The sequence below is a fragment of the Streptomyces sp. NPDC050508 genome (genome assembly GCF_040655155.1).
Lineage (GTDB): Bacteria > Actinomycetota > Actinomycetes > Streptomycetales > Streptomycetaceae > Streptomyces.
In genome coordinates this window covers 126,910-146,472 of sequence record NZ_JBFAJJ010000018.1, presented here as the reverse complement: position 1 = coordinate 146,472, position 19,563 = coordinate 126,910, and the positions used below count along the sequence as shown (strand labels likewise).

The window sequence follows — 19,563 nt, the reverse complement described above, 5'->3', positions numbered from 1 at the left end:
ACTGGCAAAGAAGCGGGCGGCCCGACGTTCACTTGATGACACACGCGACAAACTCGCCCCAAGAGGGTGCGGACAACTCGGCGACGAGTTGGCCCCCGACCTCGACGGATGCTCCTCACGCCCTCACCCCTCACACTCTCCCCCACGTATGCCGATCCCGAGCCATCGCATGCAGCGCCTCCACATCCGCCGGCTTCAACACCCCGCCCGTCCTTGCCAGTCCGGACAGTTCCGTGTCCTGGAGTACGCGGATCTCGCGGAGCGGAGTCGTCACCGTGATGTCCGTCGGGCCGGAGAGGGCGAGGATCGGGTGGACCTCGGCAGTCAGAGCGTAGGACGCGCGGTCCGCGTCGGAGCGGACTCGGCGGAGGAGCGGGAGCGGGTCGCGGCGGCCCAGGGTGACCATGGGGTCGGCGATCCGGACGCGCTGTTTGCGGGCGTACAGCGTGTGCAGGGCGAAGAGGCCGCCGGGGCCGATCAGCAGGTGGTGGAGGCGGTCGCCGCCGGGGAGGGGGATGGAGTGGAGGGCGTGCCAGCCTGCGCCGTCGAGGGCGTCCAGGGCTTCGCCCACCGCCTGTTCTGCCGACAGGGCTCGGCGGCGGGGGTCGGGGCGGAGGCGGTGCGGTGGGCCCGGGTCCCGGTCGAGGGCCATGTGGAGGGCCTCGCCGGGGCGGTTGGGGGCCAGGTCGTCGTCGGGGTGGAGGGTCAGGCGGGCCAGTTCCGCGGGGGTCGGTACCGGTGGTGGGCCCACTGTGACCGGGCCGGTGAGGAAGGGGCCGAGGGCGTGCAGGACGTCCTCTCTGCGGTCCTCGCTCAGCAGGTTGATCCGGGCCGCCTCCCTGTCGTACCAGGCGACGTTCCTTCCGTCGGTGTGACAGACGTACAGCCGTTCCTGACCGTGGCGCCAGGTCGGTATGACGCGCAGTCCGCTCATGCACCATCACCCCTCGACCATGGGAACAGGCGGGGTGCTCAAGGGGCAAGAACCCGGTTACCTTTGGGTCAGTCGCTGGGGCTTGGGGAGGCGCCGTTGCGGACGCGCAGGAAGCAACCCGACGTACCCGCTCCGGACAGTCCGTGGAGCGAGATCACGCCCAGTCTGTGGATGGGCGGACACGAGTTCAGGGGGCGATCGGGGCAACTGGAGTTCGCGGTGGTGCGGGACGAGTTCGACCTCGTGCAGACGCTGCTGCGGCTGCCGGGGCACGGGCCCGATCCCGGCGTCGAGCACCATGTGTGGCCCATCCCGGACGGGCCACTGGACGGGACGCAGCTGGCGGGCGTGATGCGGCTGGCCGTCGCCGCCTGCGACGCGCTCGACGAGGGGCGGAAGGTCCTCGTCCGCTGTTATCACGGCTACAACCGGTCGGGGCTGGTCGTCGCGCACGCGCTCGTCCGCCGCGGGCACTCCACCGAGGAGGCGATACGGCTGATCCGGACCCGCCGGTCACCCTGGGCGCTGCACAACGAGCTGTTCGTGGACTACCTGCGGGCGGGGCTGTCGACGGCCCGACTGCTGGAGGAACTGGCCGAGTAGACGAATAGCCCCATAGCCGACCGGCCGAGTAATCGTTTCCCCCAACCCGCCCGCACACATGAACAAAAAGGACTTCCCTACGAATAGGGTGTACGGGTCCCACACCGGCGCCCCTCAGGAGAGCAGTGCCACCCCGTCGCCCCCGTCACCCCGCCCGCACCACCGCCGTCGTCGCCCTGCTGCTCGCGACCGCGGTGGGCTGCGGTGACACCGGCGCACTGCGCGGCGCGGGCGCGACTCCGACGGCGACCAGCCCCGCCCGGCTTTGGCCGGATCTGTCGCCCGCCGCCTCCCCCGCCTACGACTTCGACGAGGCGGACACGGAGACCGTGAAGGGCATCACAGTCCCCGGGGACGACATCCGCAAGGTGGACCCGATCGCCGTCGTACGGGCCGAGATCGCCGCGAACCCCAGTGACTACGACGGCTCCAAGGCGCCGTACCACGGGACCGCCGAGCGGATCGCCGACTGCACGGACACGGGCGCGGGCCGGAGCGGGTGTCCCGTCCTCAAGCCGTACTACCGGGACCTGACCGGCGACGGACGCGAGGACCTCACGCTGGGCTTCCGGCTGCTGCCGACCAGGATGACCGCCGTGCGGGTCTACACCGTCGAGAAGCACAGGCTGGTGCAGGTCATGGCCAACGACGACGCGGTCAGCGGCGTCGAGCTGGCCGGGCACTCGGTGATCATCCGTTCGCCGTCCGAGCTCGCGGGGTACGAGTACCGCGTCCAGTGGACCTGGGACGCGGACCAGAAGGCGATGCTGCTCACTCACGACGAGTTCCTGCGCACGGGCGGCCGTAAGCACGGCGTCCGCCGCGCGACCCCCGCCTCCCCCGTCCCTTCGGCGAGCCCGTGATGCGGCTCGCGCCGCCCCGGTGGGCCGGGACCCTCGCCTTCAAGGCCGCCGTGTTCATCACGGTGATGTGCTGCGCGCTGGCCGCCCTGCTCGGCGTACTCGTGCATGTCTCGGTGACCGACCGGACCGTCGGACAGGCCCGCGGCCTCGCGCTGTCGCGGCTGAAGGAGGCGACGACGCAGTACGAGGCCGGGGACTCGCTCGTGCACGGCGCGGGCGTCGATCCCAAGGGCGTGCCCGGGCCGCTGCAACAGCTGGCGGCGGCCGGGGAGCGCGGCACGATGGTCGGCAGGCACCGGGGGCGTCCGACGATGTGGGCGGCGGGTCCGGCCTCCGGCGACCGCGTGCTGGCCGTCGCGGTCGACTACTCCCAGGGCGCCGACACCATCGCCGGACTCGACCGGGCGATCGTCTGGTCCTCGGCGCTGGCGATCGGGGCGACCCTGCTGGTCGGCGCCTTCGCGGTGACCCGGGTGACCCGGCGGCTGCACGGGACCGCGCAGGTGGCCCGGCGGATCAGCGCCGGTGACCTGGACGCGCGGGTCGACGATCCCCGTACGAAGGACACGACCCTGCCTCAGGACGAGGTGGCCGCGGTGGCCGCCGCGCTCGACACCATGGCCTCCTCGTTGCAGGGCAAGCTGCTGACCGAGCAGCGGTTCACCGCGGATGTCGCGCACGAGTTGCGTACGCCGTTGACCGGGTTGCATGCGGCTGCTGAGTTGTTGCCGCCGGGGCGGCCGACGGAACTGGTGCGGGACCGGGTGGCCGCGTTGCGGACGCTCACCGAGGACCTGCTGGAGATCTCCCGGCTGGACACCCGGCGGGAGAAACTGGAGCTGGGCACCGAGCAGTTGGGGGCGGTGGCGGGGCGGGTGGTCCGAGCGTCGGGGACCGACACGGAGGTCGTCGTCGTACGGGATGAATGGGTGGAGACGGATCGGCGGCGGCTTGAGCGGGTGCTGGGGAATCTGGTCGCCAACGCGCACCGGCACGGTCGGGGGCCGGTTGTGGTCACGGTGGAGGGGGCCGTGGTGACCGTGCGGGATCACGGGGACGGGTATCCGGAGTACCTCGTCGAGCATGGGCCTCAGCGGTTCCGGACGGAGGGGGGTGCGACGGGGCATGGGCTTGGGTTGACCATCGCGTTGGGGCAGGCGGAGGTGTTGGGGGCGCGGTTGGAGTTCAGCAACGTGGACGCCGGCGATGATGGTGGGGCGTTGGCGACGTTGACGCTCCGTTGAGAGCGGCCGTTCGTCGGCTGCGGGCAGGTGGGGGCTGAGCGCGCCCACGCGGCGGAGCCGCATATCGATACAGCCCCGCGCCCCTTTGGGGGCGCGCTCGTGTGGACCAGTGTGGCGAGCGCCCCCCACCCTCCCCTCCTAATGTGGCGAATAGTCAGCTTCGCCCCATTCATGGAGGTACCCCCATGTCCCTCAGCCTCTCCCTCCGTCGGCTCGGTATAGCGGTCGCCGCCGGTGCGCTCGTCACCGCTGCCGCCGTCACTCCCGCCGTGGCCGACGACGAATGGGGCGACGAAGACCCGGGCTCCAGTCAGCAGCAGGACGACGGCTGGAACCAGCAGAGCGACGACGGCGGCGACCACCGCGGCGACTTCGACCACGGAGACCACGACAACCCGCGCCTCTACCACGGCATCGTCACAGCCGGCCAACTGGCCCTGCGCTCCCGCCCGGACCGCGGCAGCAGGATCATCCGGTACGCCTACCGCGGCGAGCACGTCGAGATCTTCTGCAAGACCAACGGCTCCAACGTCCAGGGCAACCATCTCTGGTACCTGCTCACGGACGGCACCTGGGCCTGGGGTTCGGCGCGCTACATCGACAACATCGGACCCGCCCCCCGCTGGTGCTGACGGACGAGACACACTCCTCACCCAAGGCACACAACCCGCCCCATTTGGGTAAGTTCCGGACATGACTCAGGCCGGAACCACCGTCACAGCGGAACCTCCCACACCCGCTGTACGCCTCCCCCGGCGCCGTGGCATCGAACTCACCCTCATCGTCGTGGCCGTCCTCCTCTCCGTGTACGGCTACTGCGCTGTCGGTCTCGCCAAGAACGGCACGGTCCCGCCCGGCGCCGCCGGTTACGGCGCCGGGCTCGGCGTGCTCGCCCTGCTGGCCCACGTAGCCGTGCGCCTGCGGGCGCCGTACGCCGACCCGCTCCTCCTCCCCATCGGGGTCCTCCTCAACGGCCTCGGGCTCGTCCTCATCTACCGGCTCGACCTGGAGACCCCTGGCGACCGCGCCGCGCCCACCCAACTCGTGTGGTCGACGCTGGGCGTGGCCTTCTTCATCGTCGTAGTACTGGCTCTCCGCGATCACCGCGTGCTCCAGCGCTACGCGTACGTGTGCGTGGCCGCCGCCCTCGTCCTTCTCACCCTCCCGGTCCTCTTCCCGGCCGTGAACGGGGCCCGGATCTGGATCCGGATCGCCGGATTCTCCATCCAGCCGGGCGAGTTCGCGAAGGTGCTGCTGGCGATCTTCTTCGCCGCGTACCTGGCGGCCAACCGCAACGCGCTCGCCTACGCGGGCCGCCGCGTCTGGCGCCTCCAGCTCCCCACCGGCCGGGTCCTGGGCCCGATCGTCGCGATCTGGCTGCTGAGCGTCGGCGTCCTGGTCATGGAACGCGACCTGGGCACGTCCCTCCTCTTCTTCGGCCTGTTCGTGACCCTCCTCTACGTCGCCACCGGCCGCACCGGCTGGATCGCGGTCGGCCTGCTGCTCGCCGCCCTCGGCGCGGTCGCGGTCGGCTGGCTCGAACCGCACGTCCACAGCCGCGTCCAGGACTGGCTGCACCCCTTCGCGTCGATCGACGCGGGCCAGGGACCCAACCAACTCGCCCAGTCCCTCTTCGCGTTCGCGGCCGGCGGCATGCTCGGCACGGGCCTCGGCCTCGGCCACTCGATCCTCATCGGCTTCGCCGCCAAGTCGGACTTCATCCTGGCCACGGCGGGCGAGGAACTGGGCCTGACCGGCCTCTCCGCGATCTTCATCCTCTACGGCCTGCTCGTGGAGCGCGGCTACCGGGCGGGCCTGGCGCTGCGCGACCCCTTCGGCCGGCTGCTCGCGGTCGGCCTCGCCTCGATCGTCGCGCTCCAGGTGTTCGTAATCGCGGGCGGGGTGACCGGCCTGATCCCGCTCACCGGCATGGCGATGCCGTTCCTCGCCCAGGGCGGCTCCTCGGTGGTCACCAACTGGGCGATCGTGGCCCTGCTGATCCGGGTCAGCGACTCGGCCCGCGGCCAGTACGACGGCGAGGTCACCGCATGACCCGCCACATCCGCTTCGCGGCGGCCCTGTGCACCCTGCTCCTGGTCGCCCTGCTGGTGAACGCCACCCGCATCCAGATCTTCCAGTCCCGGACCTACGACGACAACATCGCCAACCGCCGCCACACGATCGCCCGTTACGACCAGCCGCGCGGCTCCATCCTCGTCGGCGGGAAACCGGTCACCGGCTCCCGGGACTCCCGCGAGCAGCTCCGCTACGAACGGACGTACAAGGACGGCCCGTTGTACGCGCCGGTCACCGGCTTCGCCTCGCAGGAGTACGGCACGACGTTCCTGGAGCACTCCGAGGACGACATCCTCTCCGGCACCGACGCGATGCTCTCGCCGTTCCCCCTGTGGAACGACCTGACCCGCGCCCAGAACCCCGGCGGCAACGTCGTCACCACTCTCGATCCTGCCGCGCAGCGGGCGGCGTACACCGGACTCGGCACGCGCAAGGGCGCGGTCGCCGCGATCGAGCCGTCGACCGGCCGCGTCCTCGCGCTGGTCTCGACCCCGTCCTACGACCCCGGGGCCCTGTCGGGCAACGGCCGTGCAGCGAACCGGGCTTGGGCCCGGCTGAACGCCGACACGAACAAGCCGATGCTCAACCGGGCGGTGCGGCAGACGTATCCGCCGGGTTCGACGTTCAAGGTGGTCACGGCAGCGGCGGCGCTCGACGCGGGCGTGGTGACGGACCTGGACGCGGCGACCAACTCGCCCGACCCGTACACCCTCCCCGGCACGTCCACGACACTCACGAACGAGGGTGACGGGTGCGTGGACGCGCCGCTCCGGTCCGCCTTCGCATGGTCGTGCAACACGGTGTTCGCGAAGCTGGGCGTGGATGTGGGCGTGAAGGACATGGGGGCCACGGCGGAGGCGTTCGGCTTCAACGACGCTGACGTGAAGGTGCCGTTCGCGGTCTCGCCCAGCACCTTCGACACCTCGGTGGACAAGGCGCAGCTGGCGCTGTCGTCGATCGGGCAGTACAACACGCGGGCCACGCCGTTGCAGATGGCGATGGTCGCGGCGGCGGTCGCGAACGGCGGGCAGGTGCGGGAGCCGTATCTGGTGGAGCGTACGACGAGGCGGGGCGGCGAGACGGTGTCGGCGGCCGGTTCACGCCCGGTCCGCCAGGCGATGCACCCGGCAACAGCCGTACAGATGAAGGAACTCATGGAGGACGTGGTCACCGAGGGCACCGGCACGAACGCGGCGATCCCCGGCGCGACCGTCGGCGGCAAGACCGGCACCGCGCAGCACGGCATCGGCAACTCCGGTACGCCGTATGCCTGGTTCGTGTCCTGGGCGCAGGGCGAGCGGGACATGGAGCCGAAGGTGGCGGTCGCGGTGGTGGTGGAGGACGCGTCGGCGGACCGGTGGGACATCAGCGGGGGCGGGGACGCGGCGCCGATCGCGAAGGCGGTGATGGAGGCGGTGCTCGGTTCGTGAGACGGGGGGTGCAGCGAGGCGGGTGCCCGACCTACCGTTCGGCCATGACTGAGCCGTTGACAGTACCCGCGTACGAACTCGCCCAGGTCAACATCGCCCGCCTCCGATTCCCCCTGGACTCCCCGGAGTTGAAGGACTTCGTGGACGCACTCGACCCGGTGAACGCCGTCGCCGACGACGCCGGGGGTTTCGTGTGGCGCCTCCAGTCCGACACCGGCAACGCGACCGACGTCCCCGTTCTCGGCGACGACTGGCTGATCATCAACATGTCGGTGTGGCGCGACCCGGACGCCCTGACCGCGTTCATGTACCAAGGGCAGCACCGGGAGTTGCTGGCCCGCCGCCGGGAGTGGTTCGAGCGGATGCGGGAGGCGATGGCGGTCCTGTGGTGGGTCCCGGCGGGCCACCGGCCCACGGTCGCGGAGGCGGAGGAACGGCTGCTGCATCTGCGGGCGCACGGGCCGACGCCGTACGCGTTCACGCTGCGGACCTCGTTCCCGGCACAGGGGGCGGAGCCGATGGCACCGGTCAACATCCCGGCGGGGCTGGGCTGTTCGGTCTAGGACCGGGCAGGTGGGCGTCGCACGGACCCGACAAGTCACGCACAGGGGATTGACGAGCTTGCTGACAAGCAGTCTCATAAGACTTCGGAGGATGTGACCCCTGGTAACACGCCGATCCGCGAGGTGGGAGAACCATGACGACGCTGACCGAAGCCGACGCGGTCGACGGGCTGCGTGACGCACTCGGCCTGCTCAAGGACCGTGAGCAGGTGGCCGAGCGGCTGCTCGCCTCCTCCGCCAGGCACTCCTTCGACCCCGACAAGGAACTGGACTGGGACGCACCGTTCGAGGACGGCAAGTGGTTCTGGCCACCGGAGCTGGTGTCGCTCTACGACACCCCGCTGTGGAAACGGATGGGGGAGGAACAGCGCATCCTGCTCTCCCAGCACGAGGCCGCGGCGCTCGCCTCGCTCGGTATCTGGTTCGAGCTGATCCTGATGCAGCTGCTCGTCCGGCACATCTACGACAAGGCGGCGACGAGCGCGCACGTCCGCTACGCGCTCACCGAGATCGAGGACGAGTGCCGGCACTCGAAGATGTTCGCGCGGCTGATCTCGCGCGGGGACGCGCCCTGGTATCCGGTGAGCCGCGCCCACCAGAACCTGGGGCGGTTGTTCAAGACCATCTCCACGACGCCCGGTTCCTTCACCGCGACCCTGCTCGGTGAGGAAGTCCTCGACTGGATGCAGCGGTTGACGTTTCCGGACGAGCGGGTGCAGCCGCTCGTGCGGGGGGTCACGCGGATCCATGTCGTCGAGGAGGCACGTCATGTCCGTTACGCCCGCGAGGAGTTGAGGCGCCAGATGGTGACCGCGCCGCGCTGGTCCCAGGAGTTCACGCGGGTGACCTCCGGGGAGTTCGCGCGGATCTTCTCCATCGCTTTCGTCAATCCCGAGGTCTACACGAACGTAGGGCTCGATCGGGAGGAGGCGGTGGCTCAGGTGCGGGCGAGTGGGCATCGGCGGGAGGTCATGCAGAGCGGGTCGAAGAAGCTGACGGATTTCTTGGACGACATCGGTGTGCTGCGGGGTGTGGGGCGACGGCTTTGGAAGGCGTCCGGGCTGCTGGCTTGAGTTCACGGTGCGGCCCGGTGGGGGCTGGTCGCGGAGTTCCCCGCGCCCCTTAAAGACACGGGTCGGCCTGCGTTTTTAAGGGCGCGGGGCTGTGACATTAGCGGCTCCGCCGCGGGGCGCGACCAGCCACGACGCACCCGCACCCGCCCGACTACCCTGCACACATGCCCCCTGCCGCGCCCGCCTACCGCCGCCTGAACGTCGAAGAGCGACGCAGCCAACTCCTCGACGCCGCCCTCACCCTCTTCGCGCACCGCGCCCCCGAAGAGATCTCCCTCGACGACGTGGCGGAAGCGGCCGGCGTCTCTCGCCCCCTGGTCTACCGGTACTTCCCCGGCGGAAAGCAGCAGCTCTACGAAGCCGCCCTGCGCTCCGCCGCCGAGGAACTCCAGCAGTGCTTCGACGAACCCCGCGAGGGCCGCCTCCTCCCCCGCCTCGCCCGTGCCCTCGACCGCTACCTCGGCTTCGTCGACCAGCACGACGCCGGGTTCAGCGCGCTGCTCCAGGGCGGCAGCGTCGTGGAGACCTCCCGTACGACGGCCATCGTGGACGGCGTCCGCAGGGCCGCGGCCACGCACATCCTCAGCCATCTCGGCGTGGCCGACCCCGGACCGCGCCTCCGCATGACCGTACGGATGTGGATCACGGCGGTGGAAGCGGCCTCTCTCATCTGGCTCGACGAGGACAAGCAGCCGCCCGTGGACGAGCTGCGGGACTGGCTGGTCGAGCAGTTCGCGGCGGTGCTCTCGGTGACCGCCCGCCGGGACCCGCAGACCGCCGCGCTTGTCCAGGCGCTCGCGGCGGATGGCTGACACTGGTCCCGTGAAGAGCGAAGACACCCCGTTCGAGGGCGGCCCCATGGACGGGCGCTCCCTGCCCGTCCTGCTCGGCCCGACCGGAACCCCGCCGAAGACCTACCGCATCCCGGTCCCCGACGCGGCCGGCGGCCCGCCCACGGTACTCGTGTACCGCAGGGTGCCCCGGGGCCACAGCAAGCGGCTCGGCCTCCCCAAGGGCTGGAAGTACGAGTACGACCCGGAGGGCAAGCGAGGCAGCACTCTGCGCTGGCCCTGGACCAAGCCGGACTCCGCACCAGACGCCACGCCGGGCGGCAAGCCGGACGACACCCACGGGTGACGATGTTGCGCCGAACCGCGCACACCCGGCGCGCGGACCCGGCGCCCACGTCTGATGCTCACGATGCGGGGCGGAAGGCCCGCCGCGCACCGGAGGTGATGACGTGTCAGGAAGGCTTCTGCGTCTGGTCTGTACGGCAACGGTGGCGGCCGGCACCGTCCTCGCACCGCTGCCCGCCGCGGCCGTACCCGATCCGCAGGCACCCGGACAGCGCCCCGTGGCCGAACTGCTGACGGACCTTCAGACCCTGTACCGCGACGCCGAGCAGGCCACGGAGACGTACAACGCCACCGAGGAGAAGCTGAAGAAGCAGCGCGCCGAGGTCGACCGCCTCGACTCCGAGCTGGCCCGCGCCCGCCTCTCCCTGCACGACAGCCGAGGCGCCGCCGGCCGGCTGGCCCGGGAGCAGTACCAGAACAGCACCGCCATCTCCCCGTACGTACGACTGCTCCTCGCCCGCGATCCGCAGCACGCGCTCGACGAGGGCCATGTCATCGGCCAGTTGGCGCGGGAGCGGGCCGAGACGGTGGGCCGGCTGGTCGGCAGCGAGAAGAAGAGCGACGGCCTGGCCCGCGAGGCCCGCAAGGCCCTGGACGGTCAACTCACCCTGGCCGCCCGCCAGAAGAAGGACCAGGACGACGTCCGCAAGCGCCTGGCCGACGTCGAGAAACTCCTCACGTCCCTCTCCCCCGACCAACTCACCGCCCTGGCCGCCTTCGAGAAGACCGACGTCGACAAGGCCCAGCAGAAGCTGGTCACTTCAGGCGCGCTGGGCGACGACGCCCGCGAACCGTCCCGGGAGGGAGACCGCGCGTTGCGTTACGCGGTACAGCAGATCGGCAAGCCGTACGAGTGGGGAGCGGAGGGCCCGAAGACGTACGACTGCTCAGGCCTGACGTCTGAGGCGTGGGGCCACGCGGGCACCCCGATCCCGAGGACCAGCGAAGAGCAGTGGGCCGAGCTGCCAAGAGTCCCGCTGAACGAACTCCGCCCAGGCGACCTGGTGATCTACTTCCCCGAGGCGACGCACGTGGCGTTGTACCTGGGCGCGGGCCAGGTGGTACAGGCCCCCCGCACAGGCGAGAAGGTCCAGGTATCCCCGATCGCGTCCTACCCGATCCTAGGAGCCGTACGTCCAGATTCTTCGCCTAAAGGGGCGCGGGGAACTGCGCGACCAGCCACAACGGACCTACAGCCGCCAACTCCCCGCAACCCCAACGGCGATTAGGCCCCGGCAACCGAGGCAAGGTACGCCCCAGTCTTCTCCGGCTCATAGAAGAAGTTCTCAAAGTCGGCCGGGTCATCAAACCCGTTGGCGAACCGATCCGCCACCGGCGGCAACTGCCCCGCCGCACCAATGAGGTTGAGAATATGCTCCGGCGGCGGAGACAGCATCGCGTTGGTCCACTTGGTGACGTGCCGCGCAGTCTCCCAGTACCGCTCGAACGTCGCCGTCATCCAGTCCCCGTCGAACTCCTTCTCACCGTGGTCGAGGATCGACGCGAGATACGAAGCGGCGCACTTGGACGCGGAGTTGGAGCCCTGACCGGTGATCGGGTCGTTCGCGACGACGACGTCCGCGACACCCAACACCAGGCCACCACCCGGCAGCTGACCGACCGGGTTACGGACCGTGGGCGCGTACCGCCCGGCCAACGTGCCACCGGCGTCGGTCAGTTCGACGCCCCGTGCCCGCTCGTACTCCCACGGCGTGAACTTCTCCATGAGTCGCAGGGTCAGGGAGAGATGTTCGGCCGGGTCCTTCACGCCGTTGAAGACGTCCAACGGCCCGCCGGGTATGCCCTCCCAGAACAGGATGTCGGCGCGCCCGGACGTGGTGAGCGTCGGCATGACGAACAACTCGCCGACGCCCGGCACCAGGTTGCAGCGGACCGCGTCGTACTCCGGGTGCTCCGGGCGCGGGCCCAGACCGTGGACGTAGGACACGGCCAGCGCGCGCTGCGGCTCGGTGTACGGGGAGCGCTCCGGGTCGCGGGCGAACATCGAGACCAGCTCGCCCTTGCCGGCCGAGACGAGGACGAGGTCGTACGTACGGGAGAAGTAGTCGAGGTCGCCGACTGCCGCGCCGTGGATGACCAGTTGGCCGCCGCGCTGCGCGAACGTCTCCATCCAGCCGGCCATCTTGACCCGCTGGTCGACCGACTGCGCGTACCCGTCGAGCTTGCCCACCCAGTCGATCGCGCGCTGTGTCGGCCCCGGGTCGTGCGAGCCGGGGGCGGCGACCGAGACGCCGAGTCCTTCGATCCTCGGGGCCTGGGACTCCCAGAAGTTCACCTGGAGATCGCGCTCGTGCTGCAGTGCCGTATGGAACATGCACTGCGTCGACATGACCCGTCCGGAGCGGATCTCGTCCGCCGTCCGGTTGGACATCAGGGTGACCTCGTACCCGTGCGACTGGAGTCCGAGGGCGAGTTGGAGCCCGGACTGACCGGCTCCGACGACGAGTATCTTCCGCATACGGGTGCTGGCTCCTTGGTCGCGACTGCTCAGGGACTGCTGCTCGGGAACTACTCGGGGGTGACGTCCAGCGCGTGGGCGACGAGTGCGAGCAGGGTCTCGATGGCCGAAATCCGCCGCCGCGCATCCATGATCATGACAGGTACGTGTGCGGGGATTGTCAACGCCTCCCGTACGTCCTCGGGGTCGAACCGCTCGCTGCCGGCGAAGTGGTTGACCGCGACGACGTACGGCAGTCCGCAGCTCTCGAAGTAGTCCAGCGCGGGGAAGCAGTCCTTGAGGCGGCGGGTGTCGGCCAGGACGACGGCGCCGATCGCGCCGCGCACCAGGTCGTCCCACATGAACCAGAACCGCTGCTGCCCCGGCGTACCGAACAGGTAGAGCACCAGGTCGTCGTCGAGGGTGAGGCGGCCGTAGTCCATGGCGACCGTGGTGGTCGTCTTCTCCGGGGTACCCGTGAGGTCGTCGGTCTCCTCGCTGGCCTCGGTCATCAGCGCCTCCGTCTGGAGGGGCTGGATCTCGGAGACGGCGCCGACCATGGTGGTCTTGCCGGCGCCGAAGCCGCCGGCCACCACTATCTTCGTGGCGACGGGCGCGCGGGTGCGGTCCGTCTGCCAGGACCGCGGTTGCTCCTCTTCGGCGAGGAGCGGGGAGACGCCGTAGGCGGCGGCGTCAGAGACGACGGAGTCCACTCAGCACCTTTTCCAGCAGAGCGCGGTCAGGACGGCCCGTACCGTGAGCGGTTCCGGTTCCGTACACACGGATCTTTCCCTGGTCCGCGAGATCGCTCAGGAGCACGCGGACCACACCGAGCGGCATCTTCAGCAGCGCGGCGATCTCGGCCACCGTGCGCATACGGCGGCACAGTTCGACGATGGCCTGCATCTCCGGCATCACCCGGGTGTTGAGGGAACCATTCGCCAACTCCTTGCGCTCCTCGGGCGCTTCGAGCGCCGCGACGAACGTCTCCACCAGGAGCACGTGCCCGAAGCGGGTACGGCCGCCGGTGAGCGAGTAGGGGCGCACCCGGGCGGGCTTGCGGTCGCCGCCGCGCACCGGGAGCTTGTTGGGCGTACGGCTCATCGGGCGCTCCGCTCGGCCGCGTCTTCGAGCGATTTCCGTAGCTCGGTGCGGAGTTCGGGCGTCAGCACATGGCCGGCCCGGCCGACGAAGAGCGCCATGTGGTACGCCACGACGCTCATGTCGCAGTCCGCGGAGCCGTGCACACCGAGCAGTGAACCGTCGCTGATCGACATCACGAAGAGGCTGCCCTCCTCCATCGCGACCATCGTGTGCTTCACCGTGCCGGAGTCCATCAGCTTGGCGGCGCCGATGGTGAGGCTGCCGATGCCGGAGACGATGGTGGCGAGGTCGGCGGCGGAGCCGCGCGGACTGGTCCGCTTGGCTTCGAGGGCCTCCCTGGCCTCCGTGTTCCTCCCCGGGTCGGAGGAGAGGAGCAGCAGGCCGTCGGAGGAGACGACCGCGACCGACTGGATGCCGGGCACCTCCTCGACGAGGTTGCTCAGCAGCCAGTGCAGGTTGCGGGCTTCACTGCTCAGTCCGAAGGTACTGGGCGCGGTCAACTGCTTGCCTCCTCGACGGTGCCCCCCGTGGCTGCTTCGGATCGTTCGGTCGCGCTGCGCGGTGCCGGGACCGGGTTCTGGCCCGTCTGTTCGGCGATCTCCGCTTCTACGTCCCGGTAGCCGGCGGAGGCTCCCGCGCGGAAGCCGCCGAGTCTGCGGCGCAGGGCGTCCGCGTCTACTGCGCCGGTTCGCCGGCGCGGGGCCTGGGCGGGTTGGGTGAGCTTGGGGGTGCGTTTGGGGAGGCCCTTGGCTGTTACGGGGTCCCCGTCTGCTGCCCGCTCGTGTTCTACGGCTTCGGCTTCGCCGTCAGCCGTGATCTGATTCCCACCCGCACCGCCCGTGCGGGCATCGCTGTCGGGTGCGGGTGGCCCCTGTGGGGCGAACTCGCCGTCGGCGGCTGACCGTTCAGCTGCGGCTGATCGCTCACCTGCGGCCGGTCCTGCACCTGCGGCTGGCCCCGCGTCCGCCGCCGGCCGGACTTCCGCGGCCGACCGGTCCACCGTGACCGCTCGGTCCTCCGGTGTCAGTGGCAGCAGGAGTTCCATCGTCATTTCCGCCGGGGATTCCGCCGGGGCTGCCGTCAGGGTTTCCGCCGGGGTCTCCCGTACCGCCTTCTCCGCCAGCGCGACCAGTGGGTCCTCGTGTGGCTTCGAACGGGCGTGCAGGACGTTGGAGTTGACCTCGGCGGCGGCCCCGGGCAGGGAGTACGAGTGCGTGCCCCCGGTCATCGGCGCCGACGTCGGTACCGCCGAGGTCGAGGCCGTCGCAAGGAGCGGGCTGGGCAGGACGACGACCGCCGCGATGCCGCCCTGCTTCTGGTCGCGGAGCTGGACGCGGACGCCGTGGCGGTGGGCCAGGCGGGCCACCACGAACAGGCCCAGGCCGAGGCCCTCCTCGCCCTCCTGGTCGTAGGGGGAGTCCGGGTCGAACTCGGCGAGGCGGGTGTTGAGGCCGGCCATGCGGCCGACGGTCATGCCGATGCCCTCGTCCTGGACGGAGAGCATGACCTCGCCGTTCTCCAGGAGCCAGCCGGAGATCTCGACGGGGGCGTCCGGCGGGGAGAACGAGCTCGCGTTCTCCATCAGTTCGGCCAGCAGGTGGCTCAGGTCGTCCGCCGCGAAGCCCGCCACGTGCGCGTGCGGCGGGAGCGCCGAGATGCGGACGCGTTCGTAGCGTTCGATCTCGCTGACGGCCGCCCGGACCACGTCGACGAGCGGGACCGGGCCCGCGTGCTGCTGGACGTGCTCGGTGCCGGCGAGGACGAGGAGGTTCTCGCTGTGGCGGCGCATGACCGTGGCGAAGTGGTCGAGCTTGAAGAGGGTGGAGAGGCGCTCGGGGTCCTGCTCGCGCTCCTCCAGGCCCTCGATGACGGCGAGTTGGCGCTCGACGAGGCCGAGGGTGCGCAGCGCGAGGTTGACGAAGGTGCCGCCGATGCTGGTGCGCAGCCGCTCCAACTGCCCGGCGGAGTCGGTGACTTCGGCACGGAGTTCCTCGCGGGCGTCGGCCATCTTCTGGCGCTGGCCGACGAGGTGCTTGCGGTCGGCCTCCAGGGTCGCGATGCGCTCGTGGAGGGCGGCGGCGTGCGCGTGCAGGGTGTTGACCGAGCGGACGACCTGGGCGAACTCGTCGTTGCGGCCGGTGAACTTGATGGGCTCTTCGGTGCTCGGGTCCTCGGCCTCGGCCAGGCGCGTCGAGCCGCGGCGCAGCACCGACAGCGGGCGGGTGAGGGTGCGGGCCATGGCGGTGGCGATGCCCACGGCCAGCAGCATGAGGGCGCCGAGGATCGCGACGCGGAGTTCCAGCGCCTTGACGTCGTCGTCGCGGAGCTGGGCGAGGTCCTTGGAGCGGTGCTCGTAGAGAGCGGACTCCTCGCCGCGCATCAGGTCGACCCGGGCGGAGAGCGCCGCGTCCAGCTTCTTCGTGCTGGTGTCCAACTCGCTGTCGGACAGGGTGGGTTGTTCGGTGAGGGAGGCGAGGTACTTCTCGGCGGAGTTGACCTCGGGTCCGGTGACCGTGGAGTCGTAGCCCGCGAGGGCGTCCTTCGTCGCGCTGTCGCGGAAGTCGGCGAGGGCCGCGTCGGAGCGCAGCCGGGCCTGCTGGGCGGCGGCACTGAGGGCGTCGCGCTGCTTGGTCTGGGCGTCCGAGGAGCTGGTCTCGGTGACGGGGAGGCCGGTGATGGAGCTGATGACCGTCCGGGTGGTCGTCGGCACGTTCAGGGCGGCGAGGAGCAGCCCGCGGGCGGCGGCGGCCTGTTGGACGGCGGCGTCGAGTTCGGCGAGCGCGTAGGCGCCGGAACCGGCCCGCGGCGGCATCTTCTCGGCCAGCTGCTCGGCGAGCCGGTGCAGTTCGGTGATGGCGCCGGAGTAGGCGTTGTGCGCCTCCAGGGCGCTGCTCTTGCCGGTGAGCGCGGCCCGTCGTACGGCGGCGACGTCGTCGAGGTCCGACCTCAGGGTGGCGGTGGTGTCGGTGTCGTCGCGCAGTTCCTCGATCTGCCGGTCGACGCGGGCGCTGCGGTCCTCGGCGGGCGCCTGGGACTTGGGGCGCCCGGCGGCGATGTACGAGGTGACCTCGTCCCGCTCGTCGGCGAGGGAGTGGGCCAGCGACAGCGCGTCCTGGGTCTGCCCGGCGAGCGTCACCAGGTCCTGGGAGTCGCTCAGTTGGCCCGAGGCGGTGATCAGTGAGGGGACACCGGCCGCGGCGATGGCGGCGGCCACGACGGCTACGGCGACGATGAGCCGGTTGCGTACGTGGGTGCTGCGCCCCCTGCCGGCGGGGTCGGGCGCGGCGGCTCCGGTGGCGCCCCCCTGAGGGGCCGTCTGCTTGCCTGTGCGCCGAGGCCGCTTTTTCTGCACCGGTGCTCGCATTCCTGACTCGTGAGTACCCATGGGTCCGGGTGACGCTCCGTCATCCCGGTACGGCGACCCTCCCAGTGCCGGTAGGCAGTGGTCGCGCATCGTCCGGCCCGCCACCCGAAGGAGTGAACCCCGTAGGGGAGTTGGCGGGCAAGTTCCGGCGGCGGGTCCGACACCCCTGGGCGCCGCGCCGGTTGGACGTGAGCGGCGCGCTTTGGCAGGATTCGCCGCCACGCATTCCCGGAGTGATCCATTCCCTCCCAAACCAGGCGTCTGACCTGCACGACTGCGCCAATCCGGCAGTCGGCGCCAACCTTTTGCAGACCCTGTGAAGAGGTCGTGCAGACTGGCTGAATGCGTACGGAACTTGTGTCAGAACCCGGTGACCCGACCCGCCCCAACGAGGACTTCGCGAGCGTCGGCCTTCCGGCCTCGGGACAGGGCGGTTCGCTGATCGTCCTGGACGGCGTGACACCGCCCAGAGGGGAGACGGGCTGTCTGCATTCGGTCCCCTGGTTCACCGCGCGCCTCGGTGGCGCACTGACCGAACTGACCGTTTCCTACCGGGATCTGACCTTGTCGGAGATTCTCTCCCGGGCGATCCTCCGAACAGCTGAGGCCCACGCCACCACCTGTGACCTTTCTCACCCACGCACACCTCAGGCAACGGTGGTGCTGGCCCGCTGGTCACCGCAGGAGATCGAATACCTGGTCCTCTCGGACTCGGCCCTGCTCGTCGAGTCCCCGGCGGGCGAGGTGACCGCCGTACTGGACGACCGTCTCTCCCGCCTCCCCCGCTCCGCCCTCGCGACGGACGCCCTGATCGACACCACGCTCCGCAACAAGGAGGGCGGCTTCTTCACGGCCGCCGCCGATCCCGCGGTCGCGGAGCGGGCGGTGACGGGGTCGCTCCCCCGCGCCGACGTCCGCGCCCTCGCCGCCCTGACGGACGGGGCGACGAGGTGGGTGGAGAAGTTCCACGAGGGCGACTGGGCGGACTGCTTCGCTCTCGTACGGAAGCAGGGGGCGGCGGAGCTGGTGACCCGGGTGCGGGCGCTGGAGCGGGCCGACGAGGAGACGCGGACCCATCTTCGGCGGAGCAAGACGCACGACGACGCGACGGTCGTGTACGTCGAGCTGTGACCGGCCGCTACGTCGGTGTCACTTCTCCATGACGCCGTTCAACTGGTGGAGCAGCCGGGCCAGTTCGGCGACCTCGTGGCGGTCCCAGTGGTTGAGCTGGGTGACGTAGCGGGCCCGCCGGGCCTCGCGGACGCGCGTGACACGGCGGCGGCCCTCGTCGGTGAGGTCGACCAGCCAGGCGCGGCCGTCCGCAGGGTCGGGCTCGCGGGCGATCAGGCCCAGGTCCTCCAGGGCGCGCAGCTGGCGGGACATGGTGGCCTTGCCGACGCCGATGTAGGCGGCCAGCTCCGTGGCCCGCTGCCTGCCGCACTCCTCCAGCCGGACCAGCAGGCCGTACGCGGCGGACTCCAGGTCGGGGTGGACCTCGCGGGCCATCTCGCCCTGGTTGGCCCGGGCCCGACGGAAGAGAAACGTCAACTCGCGTTCCAGGGAAAGGTATTCCTGGTCCGGAAGCCCGCCGACTCCCGCTGGAAGCCCACCAACGTCCGCAGGAAGCCCGTCGTCGCTTCTGTCCTCGCCCTTGTGCACGTCAGCACCCATTGGTCCGCTTTCCCGATCGTGAAAGTTTCCGCCAAAAGCCGTCATCGCCGCAGCTCCGCCAGTATTTCGCAGGGCTAGACCAACGGCAGCGTCCGGACCCCCTTCCCAGCCGGTCGGCCGCGTGCGTAGCGTCTTCACCAGGCGACAGCTGGCATGCCCACGCCACTCACACTCCCGGCACTCCCCCACCGCGCCCTCGGAGGCACGCCATGCCCGTGCACAGACCCCGAACGTCACGCCTGCGGCACCTCTCCCTCACCCTCGCCCTCTCCGGAATCCTGCTGACAGCCCTCTCCCACCCGGCCGGCGCCGCCACCGTCCCCGTCCGCGGTTCCGCCTACATGGGCATCGGCGTCCTGGCGCACGACGGCCGCGCCACCACGCCCACCAGCGCCGAAGCCACCCAGACGGAGGGCGTCGACGTCAGCGGCTACCAGGGAAACGTCGCCTGGTCGACCCTGTGGAGCAGCGGGGTCAAGTGGGCCTACACGAAGGCGACCGAGGGCACGTACTACACGAACCCGTCCTTCACCCAGCAGTACAACGGCTCCTACGCCGTCGGCATGATCCGCGGCGCCTACCACTTCGCGACACCGGACACGACGTCCGGCGCCACCCAGGCCAACTACTTCGTCGACCACGGCGGCGGCTGGTCCAAGGACGGCCGCACCCTCCCCGGCGTCCTCGACATCGAGTGGAACCCGTACGGCGCGTCCTGCTACGGCAAGTCGGCGGCGGCGATGGTCAGTTGGATCGCCGACTTCCTGTCCACGTACAAGTCCCGCACCGGCCGGGACGCCGTGATCTACACGGCGACGAGCTGGTGGTCCGACTGCACGGGCAACTCCAGCGCCTTCGCCTCGGCGAACCCACTGTGGATCGCGCGGTATGCCTCGGACCCGGGGACGCTGCCGGGCGGGTGGTCGTTCTACACGATGTGGCAGTACACGTCGTCGGGGCCGACGGTCGGGGACCACGACAAGTTCAACGGGGCGCTCGACAGGGTCGTGGCACTCGCCAACGGGTGACCATGGGTGAACGACG

The 19,563-nt window shown here is 70.5% G+C and carries 20 protein-coding genes; 13 read left to right on the top strand and 7 right to left on the bottom strand.

Going from position 1 to position 19,563, the window contains the following annotated elements; translation table 11 throughout:
- Positions 1 to 130: 130 nt before the first annotated feature.
- On the bottom strand, positions 131 to 934 hold the full coding sequence (locus AB0I69_RS38950) for a nuclease-related domain-containing protein (RefSeq protein ID WP_363100485.1): 804 nt from the start codon (positions 932 to 934) through the stop codon (positions 131 to 133).
- A gap of 96 nt (positions 935 to 1,030) precedes the next feature.
- On the opposite strand from AB0I69_RS38950, the gene AB0I69_RS38945 reads away from it, so the two are divergent.
- The 11 genes from AB0I69_RS38945 to AB0I69_RS38895 all read left to right on the top strand — a co-directional run bounded on the left by AB0I69_RS38945 (position 1,031) and on the right by AB0I69_RS38895 (position 11,151).
- On the top strand, positions 1,031 to 1,537 hold the full coding sequence (locus AB0I69_RS38945) for a dual specificity protein phosphatase family protein (protein ID WP_363100484.1): 507 nt from the start codon (positions 1,031 to 1,033) through the stop codon (positions 1,535 to 1,537).
- 125 nt (positions 1,538 to 1,662) lie between these two features.
- Positions 1,663 to 2,400 carry a hypothetical protein gene (locus AB0I69_RS38940; RefSeq protein ID WP_363100483.1) on the top strand — a complete coding sequence of 246 codons (738 nt, stop codon included), beginning with the start codon at positions 1,663 to 1,665 and terminating at the stop codon, positions 2,398 to 2,400.
- On the top strand, positions 2,400 to 3,644 hold the full coding sequence (locus tag AB0I69_RS38935) for a HAMP domain-containing sensor histidine kinase (RefSeq protein ID WP_363100482.1): 1,245 nt from the start codon (positions 2,400 to 2,402) through the stop codon (positions 3,642 to 3,644). Before AB0I69_RS38940 ends, AB0I69_RS38935 begins: the two co-directional genes overlap by 1 nt.
- Positions 3,645 to 3,829: 185 nt before the next feature.
- Positions 3,830 to 4,276: an SH3 domain-containing protein gene (locus AB0I69_RS38930; protein ID WP_363100481.1), complete on the top strand. Its 447-nt coding sequence runs from the start codon at positions 3,830 to 3,832 to the stop codon at positions 4,274 to 4,276.
- A gap of 61 nt (positions 4,277 to 4,337) precedes the next feature.
- A complete protein-coding gene (locus tag AB0I69_RS38925) occupies positions 4,338 to 5,696 on the top strand; it encodes an FtsW/RodA/SpoVE family cell cycle protein (protein WP_363100480.1) in 1,359 nt (452 codons plus the stop codon).
- The gene (locus AB0I69_RS38920) at positions 5,693 to 7,150 is read left to right on the top strand and encodes a penicillin-binding transpeptidase domain-containing protein (protein ID WP_363100479.1); all 1,458 of its coding nucleotides are present in this window, start codon (positions 5,693 to 5,695) and stop codon (positions 7,148 to 7,150) included. Before AB0I69_RS38925 ends, AB0I69_RS38920 begins: the two co-directional genes overlap by 4 nt.
- 44 nt (positions 7,151 to 7,194) lie before the next feature.
- Entirely contained in the window at positions 7,195 to 7,713 is a 519-nt protein-coding gene (locus AB0I69_RS38915; RefSeq protein ID WP_363100478.1) for a DUF3291 domain-containing protein, read from the top strand.
- Between the two features lie 134 nt (positions 7,714 to 7,847).
- A complete protein-coding gene (locus tag AB0I69_RS38910) occupies positions 7,848 to 8,786 on the top strand; it encodes a diiron oxygenase (RefSeq protein WP_363100477.1) in 939 nt (312 codons plus the stop codon).
- Between the two features lie 164 nt (positions 8,787 to 8,950).
- Positions 8,951 to 9,598 carry a helix-turn-helix domain-containing protein gene (locus AB0I69_RS38905; protein ID WP_363100476.1) on the top strand — a complete coding sequence of 216 codons (648 nt, stop codon included), beginning with the start codon at positions 8,951 to 8,953 and terminating at the stop codon, positions 9,596 to 9,598.
- 10 nt (positions 9,599 to 9,608) lie between these two features.
- On the top strand, positions 9,609 to 9,923 hold the full coding sequence (locus AB0I69_RS38900; protein WP_363100475.1) for a hypothetical protein: 315 nt from the start codon (positions 9,609 to 9,611) through the stop codon (positions 9,921 to 9,923).
- Between the two features lie 103 nt (positions 9,924 to 10,026).
- Positions 10,027 to 11,151 carry an NlpC/P60 family protein gene (locus tag AB0I69_RS38895; RefSeq protein WP_363100474.1) on the top strand — a complete coding sequence of 375 codons (1,125 nt, stop codon included), beginning with the start codon at positions 10,027 to 10,029 and terminating at the stop codon, positions 11,149 to 11,151.
- Here AB0I69_RS38895 and AB0I69_RS38890 read toward each other — a convergent pair.
- From AB0I69_RS38890 to AB0I69_RS38870, 5 genes are read right to left on the bottom strand one after another with little or no spacing between them, the layout of a single operon-like run.
- Positions 11,148 to 12,401 carry a styrene monooxygenase/indole monooxygenase family protein gene (locus AB0I69_RS38890; protein WP_363100473.1) on the bottom strand — a complete coding sequence of 418 codons (1,254 nt, stop codon included), beginning with the start codon at positions 12,399 to 12,401 and terminating at the stop codon, positions 11,148 to 11,150. The genes AB0I69_RS38895 and AB0I69_RS38890 overlap by 4 nt on opposite strands.
- A gap of 50 nt (positions 12,402 to 12,451) precedes the next feature.
- Positions 12,452 to 13,093, bottom strand: a complete 642-nt coding sequence (locus tag AB0I69_RS38885; protein ID WP_363100472.1) for an ATP/GTP-binding protein — start codon at positions 13,091 to 13,093, stop codon at positions 12,452 to 12,454.
- Positions 13,074 to 13,484, bottom strand: coding sequence for a DUF742 domain-containing protein (locus AB0I69_RS38880; protein WP_363100471.1), 411 nt, complete (start codon positions 13,482 to 13,484; stop codon positions 13,074 to 13,076). Before AB0I69_RS38880 ends, AB0I69_RS38885 begins: the two co-directional genes overlap by 20 nt.
- The gene (locus tag AB0I69_RS38875) at positions 13,481 to 13,984 is read right to left on the bottom strand and encodes a roadblock/LC7 domain-containing protein (RefSeq protein ID WP_363100470.1); all 504 of its coding nucleotides are present in this window, start codon (positions 13,982 to 13,984) and stop codon (positions 13,481 to 13,483) included. The genes AB0I69_RS38880 and AB0I69_RS38875 overlap by 4 nt, the downstream gene beginning before the upstream one ends.
- Positions 13,981 to 16,836 (bottom strand): nitrate- and nitrite sensing domain-containing protein, encoded by a 2,856-nt coding sequence (locus tag AB0I69_RS38870; RefSeq protein ID WP_363100469.1) that lies wholly within the window; start codon positions 16,834 to 16,836, stop codon positions 13,981 to 13,983. Before AB0I69_RS38870 ends, AB0I69_RS38875 begins: the two co-directional genes overlap by 4 nt.
- Positions 16,837 to 17,190: 354 nt before the next feature.
- Here AB0I69_RS38870 and AB0I69_RS38865 point away from each other — a divergent pair, with 354 nt between their 5' ends.
- On the top strand, positions 17,191 to 17,979 hold the full coding sequence (locus tag AB0I69_RS38865) for a protein phosphatase 2C domain-containing protein (protein ID WP_363100468.1): 789 nt from the start codon (positions 17,191 to 17,193) through the stop codon (positions 17,977 to 17,979).
- Between the two features lie 18 nt (positions 17,980 to 17,997).
- Here AB0I69_RS38865 and AB0I69_RS38860 read toward each other — a convergent pair whose 3' ends face one another.
- The gene (locus AB0I69_RS38860; RefSeq protein WP_363100467.1) at positions 17,998 to 18,519 is read right to left on the bottom strand and encodes a MarR family transcriptional regulator; all 522 of its coding nucleotides are present in this window, start codon (positions 18,517 to 18,519) and stop codon (positions 17,998 to 18,000) included.
- A 209-nt stretch (positions 18,520 to 18,728) separates the two neighbouring features.
- On the opposite strand from AB0I69_RS38860, the gene AB0I69_RS38855 reads away from it, so the two are divergent.
- Positions 18,729 to 19,547 carry a lysozyme gene (locus tag AB0I69_RS38855; protein ID WP_363100466.1) on the top strand — a complete coding sequence of 273 codons (819 nt, stop codon included), beginning with the start codon at positions 18,729 to 18,731 and terminating at the stop codon, positions 19,545 to 19,547.
- Positions 19,548 to 19,563: the final 16 nt, after the last annotated feature.